The organism is Chryseobacterium sp. TQ-BC-N36 (assembly GCF_058382295.1).
Window position 1 is genome coordinate 1,693,755 of the sequence record NZ_CM178175.1, and the last position, 13,103, is coordinate 1,706,857.

Sequence of the window (13,103 nt, forward strand, 5' to 3'; positions counted from 1 at the left end):
TTAAATGCCGATTAATAAAGTTTCACTTATTGATGGTAATTCAGGCATTAACCCCGACATCAGACAGATTCCGATACCAGATATCCCCCATCCATACGACCACTTCACTGATTCATTGTTCTTATCCTCATCATAAATAGAAGATTCAGCAAATCCCGCCATGGCCTGATAGTCAGGATCGCGATAAGTAGTAATCTGGTCATACCAGTATTGGTAGGCTTTTTTATAAATATTATCTCCACTTTTTAGGTACATATCCTTACAAACACAATAAATACCTGCAGCACCATAGAAAATAGTAGCATCAAATGTAAATTTTATATCATTCTTTCGTTGTAAACATTTATAAGTCAAGTAATTTATATTATCGCTGAGGTTTCCGGTTTTTAAAATTTTGCTGGCGTTATTCAATGCATAAATGACTCCTAAATCCCCATAACACAATGAAAATTGTGTTGACGAGATTTCGCCATCAGCCCCATATAAGTTGGGAAAGAAACCTGTGCTGAGATTCCGCTTTTGGTCAAGGACAAAATTTACCGCCTTTTCCAGCAGTACCAATTCTGCATGAGAGTCTTTGGTAAGCAAACCGATTTTAAAAAGCTTGCAAAGGAAGTTAATAATCATGGCAGAACCGTGAGAAATTCCTAAATAAATCTGATGGCCATAAAAAGGTGATTTCCAGTACACCTGGTTATCAGAATGGGAAATCGCATATTTTTTTAGCGACTTGACGATTACTAGAAGCATTTCTCTTGAAAACTCATTTTTTGTATGATAAAAGTTGTTAAGAAAATAGTGCCCGGAACTTAATGCACCACTAAAAAAGTCGAAATCTTGATCTTTTAAGCTGCTCTTAGTCAATTTACAAAGTATATTATTTATTATGTCATAATATTCTGTAAAATCATAACTTTTATTGAGTTGATACTGTACAAACATAAGCCCCTTGCCAAAACTCGAAATTATATTTGATAAGGAATCTCCTCTGTACTTTGGAGAAAAAATCTCGCTTAATGAAATCTCTGTTAACAGACCAATGGAATCTTCTATCATTTCCTCTGCTTTCTTTTGATACTTGTCATCATCAAAAAACTTCTGACAAAAAAAATAGAAAATTGCCAAGCCCATTTTCCCATTTTCAATAGAGGGGTCTTTAAATAAGACACTGTTTTGATCTATCTCTGCAATTATTTCAGAAATAATCACCTTACACTCTTTGTTTGGTTTCATTTCGATAAAAGATTGATTTATAAGTATTGTACATGAAATAATACATAACCAATTCATGCATCCTTGTTTTCGTAAAGAACAACCGGTTCAATGACATGTGTATATAGCTTTGAAGTAATTTAATGAATTCTTCATTACCTGATGTATTACCCCTAATTAAACTGGTGAGGCTATTAATTCTCTTGGTTCTATTCTTAAATGGAACAATAAAGTCATCAAATGTTCCATATTTTTTTAATCTAATACTATCGTCCAGAAAGTTTTTATGCATTCTTAACTCCTTCTCTATTGAAATTTTAAAGGCTTTCCTTGCGCCATTTTGACTTAGATCTACGTACTCTGGCAAAAAAATATTATATAATTTCTCAAAAATATCAATTCGGTCTTTCAGGTCAACTTCAAAATTATCCATTAACATATCAATAGAAATAATGCCTGCCTTCCATCTTGTACCTTCATCCCCATCCTTCGTCAATTCTATATATTCTGCAATCGCATCGCTGTCATAATAAAATAACCTTTCGGATAATAAGATGTTTTTACTCCCATATCGTTCAACTTCGCGTTGATAAGTATCAATACTATAAGAAAAAACATAGCCAGTCTCAATGAGCGGAGCGATCAGCAATTTTATGGAGTGAATCAGTTTTTTCGTCAGATGCTCTTTTACCCTAAATCGAATATGATGCTCTGGATCCTCATATCTCAAATAGAACCATTGAGTTTCTTTTTGCTTGGTTTGCTTGATAAACGGAATAATTACTTCACGAATTACTTTATCACCTGTAGAATGGCTGCAATAAAATTTAAAATAGGTCCACTCATCTCCTGGAAAAAAATCGTTTATGATGCTTTTACCATCCAACATTTTATCGATGATATTATCTTTTGCTGAAGACTTTCTGAGTGTCGGAACTAACGGGAATATAACCTCTGAAGTAAACTTCTCTTTTTTATTTTGAATGAAACTTGAATGATGAAAACATTCGAACAAAAATATATCTCTTTTTTTTATTAGACTTAAAATTATATTTAGACAAACTTCATTGCCTATGTCCAGTAAAAGTGTATTGTCATAATCTTTATATATACAATATTGAGGTATTGCAAGTGTTCCCAATAATCCTCTTAATTCTTGACGACTTGAGACAACATTCTGTGATAATTTCCATCTTGCTTCCGATAAGATGATTTCCTTATATTCAATTCTTGGCAAATAACTTCTATGATCAAGAACAGACCAATCCCAGCTAAATCCTTTATACTTATTATGATATTGGAGATCGCCTAAAAATCTTATAACTGATAGCTGGCTGCTTCCATAATTGTACGAAGAGGATAAACGTGGTCGAATCTCTTTATTGAGCAATTCTGACCTTAAAATAATATGGTTATCACGAACGGTGACCATAATATCGTTAACATTTATTTGAGCTAGATCAGTTTGAGAATTCGAGACATAAGGTATTTCATAATTATAAAAATTAGGTCTTAATAGCACATTTCTCGTTCTATCATTCGGGCTGTGTATGATTTCGGCGTAAATATAATCTTCACCCTCCTTTATTATAAGGCGGTCCATGTGATTGCGAAGGGTCTGGTCATAATAAGCGAATCTGGAAAGTTGATTACTCATTCCCGCCGTAGGCAATGGAGATTTACTTACGAATTTAAAATTACCATTATCCAGATCTTCAATTGAATCTGAAACTAGTTCGCCAAATAAACAATAATCATCATGAAATATCAGTTCTTCCTGCACATTGGTGACCTGGTCCAAATCTTTCTCTGAAATACAAATAGGCTTAAAATGGTGTGGACTAAAATGATCAATATATTTTTCTATTATAAGCTGAATTATCGGAGGAACAACAACTCCTTTCTTATTTGTATGTTTGTAACTGAAAAGAATATCATTAACGAGCGGCGTATCTTCTACATTTCCGCTAGTTTGCAGGCCATAACCAATCCCCAACATTGGATCTAAAGCTGTAGACAGCGGTATTTCCCGTTCTCCAAATCTTTGAGTGAAACTTTCACAAAATGACAAAAGTCTGTTGTCACTATAATTACCAGTTAATTTAGATAGCTCAGAAGTCCTATCTATAAGTGTCTTGAGTATCTTCTTATTAATCTTGTTCTTAGAAAAATTGATTTTTAAATCGACTTGAAAAAGTTGAGTATTATCGTCTTCGGGAATCTTATAGTCAGCAGCAAGGCTTTCAATCTTATTAATATCAATCTCAGAATTGCCAAGGTTAATAACTTGAGCTATATTTTTCAGGTTTTCATCAAAGATTCCCACTTTTTCAAAATATGTATTCATTTCATTGATGGGTTCTTCAATACTTGTCAAATACGGAGGTAGCCTATCAATAATTAAATTATTTTCAAGGAGACTTCGAATAAAATCTCTTATTTCAGTACCGTCTGCTTGAGGCATTTGTTCCTCAATAAGCTTTGATATTTCACTAAGTGTTGATCCTTTTTTTGCCGACGACAAAATCCTGTCCAGTAAATCATTCATTTCAATTTCTGAAATTTCATAATTATACTGATCATCCCAATTTACATATCTTAAGCTCTCACCTATACGATACAACGTATTGTTCGGAAAGTACAATATATCTCTATCTTCATTATCCTTAAGAATCTTATCTTTAACTCGTTTTATAAATAGCATATCCGGCCTTACGAAAGGCGTTGTCCTAGGTTTTGCAAATTCAAAATCCGAGTTATCTTCAACAATCTCTCCAACTGAATATCCTGCAAATAACCCATAAGGCGTAGATCTTGAACATATTCTACAATAATATTTATATAAGCTTATCAATATTCTATCCATACTATCAAAGCCTATTTCATCATTGTTAATCCATTGTAATGCTATAGAATAAAAATATCTGGACGAGAAATAGATACTGCTAATAAAACGATCGTCCTTAAACATTTCTTTTGTAGAATGTATGTCCCCGTTTTGAATATGTCTGTTGAGATCTGAAAGTTTGGATAAGGAGAATTGGGGGGTTCTGATCAGGTAAAAATCTGTAGTTGTTAAATCGGCCATATCTACTAATATTTTTTTGTTATTACCAATTAACCGCAAAAAAAATATGGAAAAAGGTCCTCCCTTACTATTTAGGGAGGACCAAAAGATCAATTAGTTTTGAACCTTTGTTACAACAGTTGCTGTTTTAACATGGCAATGGATCTCGTGATCCACAGCGCCTTGTTTACCTCCTTTTACTTTGTTTAATTGAAGATCGTTTAATTTCGCAATCGACTTCTTGTTTAACTGTAATTTACTGAATTTCTTGTTCATGATTGTTTAATTTAAAAATTAGTCTCTACTCTTTTAGGGATTTTCGAGTTACTCCCACACGCGCGTATATTTTCTACTTTATCTATATATCATAGATAAAAATGTATTTGATTTATATCTGGAAATCGGATTTAATTTGCTCTTGAAGATTCGTCAAATTCAACAGTTTTAATGGTTCCTTTAACTTTTCTGTTTCCAAAAGCATAAGCCATACTAATTGAGAATTTTCTATAATCATTATAGCTGTAGAATTCTGACCTATAACCATTGTTATATGAATACCCCTGATTTTTCAGCGTCCTAAAAACATCGCTGAACACAGCGCTTATATTTAACCTCTTACCAAGAAATGATGCCTTAACTCCTGGTGAGAAATCTAATTGATCCTTCATCTTAACGTTTGCATAGGTAAAAGGCAGATCATGCCAGAAATTTAACATTAAAAACCAAGTTTTTTCTTTATTCAAAGTGATAGTATTATAGATCGAATATGAAAATGAAAACAGTTTTAATCTCTCAACTTCAGATATGTTAGGCGTTGTTACCGCGTAATTGGCATTGGAACTGATAGAGCTTTCCCAAATTCCAAAGAATGTATCATAATAACCAAGCCGTACACCTATTTTATTCTGATCATAACTGTTTTCAACAATATTACTGAAGATCCCATTTTCTAATCGAGCGATGCTTGAAGTATTATCACGGCTGTACTCATTATACAATGCAGCAGTCAGCTTACCCTTAAAAGAATATGATAACTCAACATTATCATTATAAGAGGGTCTTAGTGAAGGTGTCCCTGCAAAATACATATATGGATTTGTATACCATCTGAAAGGATTTAAGTCCTGAAAGTCCGGACGACTAATTCGTTTAGCATAATTAAGTGAAAAAGCATGGTTGTCATCTGGTTTAAAACTAAGATATGCAGTAGGAAATACCTTACCATAATTGTTAGTTATTTTTCCGTTTTCCTGATTGGAACTGTTTCCTTCCAAAGCTGTATATTCATATCTTAAGCCCGCTTTTGCAGACCATCTATTGTTAAAATCTTTTTGAACGCTTATGTAAGTCGCAAAATTTTGCTCTTTATAATTAAAGACATTACTGTTGTTCGAATTGATAACATAATCCGAATTGTGTAATGTATAATACTTCACATCAGAATTATTTTCAAATAAAGTGTATTTAGCTCCAGCTTCAATATTTAAGGTTTTAAAGGGAAGCAGCAAATCAGCCTGGCCAGAATAAATTTTGTAATTCATTAAACTTATGTTGCGAACTGTTTCGTTACTGCTCATAAGAATATTAGCTGTGTTAAAATCGTTTGCTTTATCAGGTCTATTACCCAAATAGTTGGCAGTAAAACTTAACTTCTTACCTACAGTGTCCAATTTAATATCATAATAGACATTCAAGGTATGTGTGGGTGTTTTCCATAACTGCTTTTGAACGGTGATTAAACTGGAGTCAATTACTCTTTGTGTCTTATAAATGCTGACACCCTCAGCAACCATACTGTACCTCGAGGTATTAAAATCATATATAAAACCTATGTTCTGCCTATCGTTGATTTTGTAATCAAAATTATAATTGACTCCAACCGATCGCGCCTGATCCTTTCTGGTTTCGTTTGTATATACACTATTTTCAGATCCTATCAGATCCCTGGTTCCTGTTGGTTTAAAAGACAGATCGTATTGTCTGATTTTAAGCGATGTGCTTATTTTATGAGATTTGTAGTTTATCGTTGCACCCGTTCTAAAACCGTTGTAAGAGTTTCTTTGATACGAGCTGTTTATGTTTCCGCTCCATCCAAGATTAGGATTTTTTTTCATAACAATATTAATAATACCGCTATTACCTTGTGCCTCATATTTGGAAGGTGGCGTGGTTATAACTTCAATTTTAGAAATATCCTCCGAACGGAGTGATTGAAGATAGTTTGTTAACTCACTTCCCGAAAGGTTCACCATACGCTCATTGATCATGATTGATACTCCACCCTTTCCTACAATGGATATATTATCATTTTGGACACGAACTAGAGGAGAATTTTTCAATGCATCCAAACCGCTCATACCCTGTGAAACTATTGAGTTTTCGACATTAAAAATAGTTCTATCAATTTTTTGCTCAATCATTTTTCGTCTTGCTATTACCGATACCCCTTCTATTAAAATGGAACCATCAATCTGCAATTCACCCAACTCAGCATTAGTGACTACTTCTATTTTTTGTTTAAGATGTTCTTTTCCGAACTGTTCTAAAATCAGCACATAACTGCCTTTTTCTGCATTCAATGAAAAAGTACCTAGACTATCTGTCGAAGCTTTCTTATACAATATATCATTCCTTAAGAGGCTGGCATGTGCAAACTCTACAGGCTTTCTCTTTCCATCAATCACTTTTCCGGTAATTGTGTATTGTTGAGCATATGCGAGCTCCACTTTACAACACACAAAGAACATTGAAAAAAGTATTATCGTCTTCGTAAGGTTCATTAAGGTTCAGTTATTAGTTATTTATAAAAGCTTTATTCAGTTAAAATTTTTTGCAAAGATTGTTAACTGAAACTACTATTTATTTAATTCGCCAATGATTGCTGTTTTTTACAGGATCGTTTTTGACTTCATCCTTCGTATGACTTTTTGTACTATCACCTTTTACAACAGTAGACGCAGGTTTCTCATATATATTGATATTACCTGATCGTAGTACTTGGTTAGCATGTGGATTTTCAACAAACATCTCATCATCCTTGCTACAAGAGTTTAATAATGCTATAATAATTATAGCTGCTAAAAATGGGATAAATCTTTTCATATTTAATATTTCAATAATTTATCCGGCGCCGGACATTTTAATAAGCTTGGTGCTAAATTAGAGATTTGAACCCTCCGCTTTTTCGAAACATTGTATTAATTTATAAATCATTCTGTTATAATTTTTAAATCAAAACAATAGCAACACATTGAATTTCAAACAATTAAAATCCTTTTACAAAAGAAATAAATCATATAGGGAGAGGTTCATTGGGTTTATCAAATTTTATTGATTTTTAGCTGATGAAAGGAGGCTATTATAGCAATAATTGCTAAATTTGGAACTTACACTATTCTTTTTTATGGTTGAATTAAGAAAATGCGGAATTATATTTTTCTTTCTGGTTTGTTCAATTTACTTATTTGCGCAAACCAAAAGTAATTTTAATCAAGGAAGCTTAATGGACCTCAGAAATACCTATGCTAATTTTGAAGAAAATGACGAAAAGGCAATTCCCCATGTTAAAAATTATCTATTAAGGGCAAAAAATCAAAATGATTATCATAATATCTTTCAAGCATACAAAGACTTGATCTTTTATACGAAGGACAGAAACAAAAAAATAGTCTATGCGGACAGTTGTGTGCTCTACTCTCTGAAATCCAACGATAATGAATTAATAAGTAATGCTTATCTCACTCGGGGTATCATATATTATTTTTTCTTCAAAAAGTATCAGCCAGCTCTGGATGAATATCTTAAAGCTTACAAATATTCTACAGATATAAAAGACGAATATTTAAAGAATACTATCATTTATCATCTTGGAGTTGTTAAAAGCTATTTGGGATATTACGATGAAGCGCTGAATTTATTTACAAGATGTGTCAGTTATTTTGAAAATATTGCCAGAAGTGATGCCCATCCAATCACTATCTTTAACAACCAGAAAGGATATTTTAACAGTCTTCATCAACAGGCAGTATGCTATAGAAATATACATAACTATAAAAAGAGTGACTCAATAATAGGCTATGCCTTAGCTAACTTACCGAAGTCTAATGATTTCGTACTTGAAAAATCATATTTTTTGAAATGTTTAGGAATATCAGAATACCGCAAAGGTAATTACAACGAAGCGATAAAAAATCTTTCAAATGCTTTAACATCATTAACAAACATCGATGACTTCAGCTGGGCTTCAGTTTGCTATTTTTATATAGGAAAATCATATTTACAGATTCATGAAGAAAAGAAAGCACTCTCCTATCTAACTAAGGTTGACTCAATATTTCAAAAGAGAAATTTTATTCTTCCCGAAGTTAGAGAGAACTATGAAATTCTGATAGATCATTATCATAAATCGGGCAATCCCCAGAAAGAACTTTATTTTACTAAACAACTATTGAAGGCTGATAATATTTTAGGAAAGGATTTCAAATATTTATCATCTAAAATCAACAGGGAATATGAAACAAAAACTTTATTAGATAAACAAATAGAGTTAGAAAGCAAAAATTCTAATGCTATAAAATTATTACTTGGATCAGTTGCAATTATAGCAGTCCTTAGCGCCATACTCTTCTATAGAAATAAAAAGCAAAGGGCGGTTCAAAAACAATACCTAGAACTTGAACAGAAATTAATCAAAGAGCAGAAAGGAACTGAAACCATATTTAATGAAAACCAGGAACTTTCAAAATCGAAAAAAGAAAATAAAAATACATTAGCGGCAGATATTATAGCAGATATTCTGCGTAAACTTGAAGCATTTGAAAATAAAAAAGAGTTTAGAAAAAAAGGATTGACCTTATCTGATTTGTCAAAGAGATTTAATACAAACACAGCATATTTATCACAGGTTATCAACGAATACAAAGGTAATAACTTTAATACTTACTTAAATACACTAAGGATCCAATACATTACACACGAATTATACCAAAACCCTAAATTTCTTGAATATACTATCGAAGGCTTAGCAAATGACTGTGGAATGAGCTCAAGACAAACTTTTACAGCATTATTTAGCGAGCTTAATGGTATTAAACCTACAAGTTTTATTAAAAAAAGAAAAGAGGAAATAAATAAAATATAATCGATCCGGGAGTGTAACTCAAACTGTGTCATTGGATAATTAACCTAAATCTAATAGCCTCTATCAAGTTTGAGTCTATCCCCAAATTTAATGTATAGTTGGGATATGTTCAAGCCACAGTTGTGCACCGGCAACATGCACTTTTTAGATATATCCTTTATTATCTTTATATTTTTTTAACATAATAATTTTTAAAATTTATATGTGACATTACTAAAAAACGTAACATACCACTCTAAAAATGAGCTCTGATATAGAAATATCAGGACTCTAACCAACTAATCAAACCACCTAGATAAGCATTTATGTTTTTCTTGAATACTATACAGTTTCTTCTACATCAACTATTTTAATCAGATCCTATCTGATTCTAAAAGTTTAGCATAATAGCTATTTTTACGACTAACTCCTCATGTATACGTTGTTCTACAATCCTACCTCGGTTCATCACCGCAATTTGATCTGCATGGCGCATCGTGGATATCATTGGAATTTAAGACAGGAACAATAGTAGAAATCAAAAGCTTCCCCGAAGGACAGGATTTTAGTCATAATGATTTACTTCTTGACGTCTTTACAACTTGTAGTTGCTTAGAAAATTATACTGATTAAATTAATCTGTATAACATTTTTTTATTACATTTATATCTAAAGCCAAAAACTATTAACCATGTCTAAAATCGCGATCTGCATAGGGGTGAATAATGTCAATAATTTCGCACGGCTCAAGGGCGCAACCTTAGGTGCAATTGAATTTTCCAAATGGGCTTCCGCACATGGGTACCAGACAAAACTATTTATTGACGAGGAAGGCAACGTTGTAAGGGTTCGGGAAATTTACGATTTTATAAAGGGATGCCTTGAAGAAATGGTATATGACCAGATCATTGTGTATTTTTCAGGGCATGGAATCTCCCGGGGACCCAATCAGGAGTTTTGGTATCTTTCAGAAGGTGGTGAAAACGACAATGAAATAATCGGCTTGACAAGATCAGCAGATGACGCAAGAAACTGCCAGATAAGATATGTACTGTTCATATCAGATGCCTGCAGATCTTTACCGACTGATTACTATCAGCCAACCAGTGGTCAGACCATATTTGCAAAACAAAAAGTCGACACAAACAATACTATCGACATTTTCTATGCAACAAGACCTGGAGCGCCAGCCTACGAAATTGCAGGTGACAATCTTAAAGATGCGCATGGAATATTTACAGAATCTCTGATAGAATATCTATCTGGGGAAGTCCCGGAAACTGTCGTTAATAACGACATCGATGACGGGACCGAAATAAAGAGATACCTTTCAAAGTACTACGATCCTGTAAAGCTTTCGGCTGATATAAATTATAAGAGCTTAAGGGAAGAAAATCAAAAATGGATTATTTCGGCTCCGGAAGTTGATCTTAAACTTAGAGAATATGTCGAAAGCAGAGCGTTCGGTGTCACGCAGGGACAATCTCCTGAAATCAGGGTACAAAACCATAAAACAGAGTATCCCCTGGCAACATTCACTGATCTGGAGGGGAAAAACCTAATGCTGAAAAATTGGATAGTCAGCAAACCTGAAGTACAGCCCGCAGATCCAGGAATGTTCAAAGTAAATGTTCTCAAGGATGTCAAAGACCTTTCGATAAATCTATGGAACAACAAGTCAGATCAGAATAATCTCGCGACTCAGGTGGAAAATGTAGCTGAGAAAAATGTATTTGCATCCGATAAGCTATTTAGAGATCCTGTTTACGAACACTATACCGGAATAGAACTGATCGGTGAAACGATGATTGATTTTATCACTCCTGCCTATGCGGGAAATATGCCCTGGCGATACAGAAATGCGAATTCAATATCTTTTCATCATGAACAGCCTTACAGATATAGCCGTTATGGGCTGCTCTTATTAGAAAATGGACGATCGATCCCAGTTGCTGTAATTGAAGGCTTTGTCGCGCAGCTCATATTTAAGGATGGCTATCTCTTTACCATCAATTACACACCCGTCAAATCAAACTCTTACAATTATTTACAATATCAGGAAAAAAAAGAAATGATCATTCAAAAACGAAATCTTGTTGCCATTGCGGCCAATAATGGTTTCAATTATGAAGACGCATTTAAAAAAATTGATTTCGCCAAACTGGGATATGATGATGCCGGAAGTTTTCTGAGATATGGAAAAGCGCTTGATCCCTCTCTAGGACTTTACGCGGCTTATGCGTTTAGGGAAACGGGAAATTTTGAAAAGATCAGGTCTGTTTATGATTATATGATCCTGGATAACCCAGTGGTTCCTTTTGATGTGGCAATGCTTGCAGGAAAGCTCGATGAAACGTCGATAGCCTCATTTTGTCCGGTAATGTCAAGTGGATGGGCTTATAGAGACTTATATGAGAAATTTATTAGCGAAGATATTTTAGAGGCCACAAAGTATCTGGAACCTGGATTATGGACGACATTCTCCGCTAAGGGGACAGAAATACTTACTAAACTAATTAACGATAACCATAGAAAACCAAAAAAATGAAACTAGTATTATTACATGGGCGTTCCCAGCAGGACCGTGACGAAGAGGAACTAAAAAAAGAATGGATAGAAGCGCTCAAAGAAGGACTTAAAAAAAGTAATTTGACATTGGACCTCTCCGAAGAAGACATCATTTTCCCTTATTATGGTAAAATGTTGATGAACCTCATCAGTGACAGAAATAACTTTCAGGAAAAAGTCGTGGAAAAAGGTTCCGGTGGCATCGATCCTAAATTTTCACAGTTCTGTGTTGATTTTTTGGGTACTGTGGCGACAAATGCAGGAATCACCGATCAGAGGATTGCCGAATTGAGCGAGCTGGACGTTACTGAAAAGGGCGCGCAGAACTGGCCGTGGGTCCTGGCAATTCTGAGGGCGATAGACTCTGAATCAGATTTTGCGCAGGCAACCCTCTGGGCAATTACCAATGATGTCTTCCACTATCTCAGAAATCCTGTCATTAGAAAAACCATAGATGACTTTGTCTCAGGCTCACTTCCAAAAGAAGGAGAAAAATGTGTGTGGATAGGACATTCCCTTGGCTCAGTGATATCTTATAATATCCTCAGCAAGTACAAAATCAAGAACATTAAAGAGATTATTACAGTGGGCTCGCCACTGGGTATGAAAGTCATTAAAAGAAATCTCGAAAGCCCATTGCTTAATCCCCCATGCTCATTATCAGGATGGTACAATGCATTTGATAAAAAAGATGCAGTTTCATTGTTCCCTCTAGAAAAACCATATTTTACCACTGATCCTATCATTACGAATTATAACAAAGTTCTAAATGGTACAAGCAACAAACATGGTATTGAAGGCTATTTAAATGATAAAGAGGTAGCGCTACGTATTTATAATGCCCTAAACAAATAAAGCAGTAACCTCAGTTTTGAAAGAACTTATGACATAATTGAGCCCTTCCCTGCCTTAAAAAATTGGAACAACCTCAATTTTAAAGCAAAAAAGAAATTTTATGGTTGACTAATTTATCCCATATAACTAAAGACAAACATTCAAAAATCAATTCTATTAAATAGACATAAGAAATATGAAAAATACATTTTCGATTTAACGAAAATTCAGGAGGGGGACATTTTGCTGCTAAATGTCGACCCACGACTAAGTGCGATCATGAAAGATAAGACTGGTTCTGTT

8 protein-coding genes are annotated in these 13,103 nt (G+C 33.8%); 3 read left to right on the top strand and 5 right to left on the bottom strand.

Annotation, left to right across the window (positions count from 1 at the left end; genetic code table 11):
- The 5 genes from AC3FI7_RS07640 to AC3FI7_RS07660 all read right to left on the bottom strand — a co-directional run bounded on the left by AC3FI7_RS07640 (window position 1) and on the right by AC3FI7_RS07660 (window position 7,381).
- Window positions 1-1,233, bottom strand: a complete 1,233-nt coding sequence (locus tag AC3FI7_RS07640; RefSeq protein ID WP_172617066.1) for a lanthionine synthetase LanC family protein — start codon at window positions 1,231-1,233, stop codon at window positions 1-3.
- Entirely contained in the window at window positions 1,211-4,300 is a 3,090-nt protein-coding gene (locus AC3FI7_RS07645; protein WP_142724491.1) for a lantibiotic dehydratase, read from the bottom strand. The genes AC3FI7_RS07640 and AC3FI7_RS07645 overlap by 23 nt, the downstream gene beginning before the upstream one ends.
- Before the next feature lie 93 nt (window positions 4,301-4,393).
- Window positions 4,394-4,555: a class I lanthipeptide gene (locus AC3FI7_RS07650; protein WP_142724490.1), complete on the bottom strand. Its 162-nt coding sequence runs from the start codon at window positions 4,553-4,555 to the stop codon at window positions 4,394-4,396.
- A 131-nt stretch (window positions 4,556-4,686) separates the two neighbouring features.
- Complete coding sequence (locus AC3FI7_RS07655) at window positions 4,687-7,059, bottom strand: TonB-dependent receptor domain-containing protein (protein ID WP_142724489.1); 2,373 nt, start codon at window positions 7,057-7,059, stop codon at window positions 4,687-4,689.
- A 79-nt stretch (window positions 7,060-7,138) separates the two neighbouring features.
- Window positions 7,139-7,381, bottom strand: a complete 243-nt coding sequence (locus tag AC3FI7_RS07660) for a hypothetical protein (RefSeq protein WP_142724488.1) — start codon at window positions 7,379-7,381, stop codon at window positions 7,139-7,141.
- A gap of 277 nt (window positions 7,382-7,658) precedes the next feature.
- Here AC3FI7_RS07660 and AC3FI7_RS07665 point away from each other — a divergent pair, with 277 nt between their 5' ends.
- The 3 genes from AC3FI7_RS07665 to AC3FI7_RS07675 all read left to right on the top strand — a co-directional run bounded on the left by AC3FI7_RS07665 (window position 7,659) and on the right by AC3FI7_RS07675 (window position 12,821).
- The gene (locus AC3FI7_RS07665) at window positions 7,659-9,419 is read left to right on the top strand and encodes a helix-turn-helix domain-containing protein (protein WP_343658873.1); all 1,761 of its coding nucleotides are present in this window, start codon (window positions 7,659-7,661) and stop codon (window positions 9,417-9,419) included.
- Window positions 9,420-10,089: 670 nt separating this feature from the next.
- The gene (locus tag AC3FI7_RS07670) at window positions 10,090-11,946 is read left to right on the top strand and encodes a caspase family protein (RefSeq protein ID WP_491461759.1); all 1,857 of its coding nucleotides are present in this window, start codon (window positions 10,090-10,092) and stop codon (window positions 11,944-11,946) included.
- Entirely contained in the window at window positions 11,943-12,821 is an 879-nt protein-coding gene (locus AC3FI7_RS07675) for a hypothetical protein (protein ID WP_491461760.1), read from the top strand. The genes AC3FI7_RS07670 and AC3FI7_RS07675 overlap by 4 nt, the downstream gene beginning before the upstream one ends.
- The last annotated feature ends 282 nt before the right edge of the window (window positions 12,822-13,103 follow it).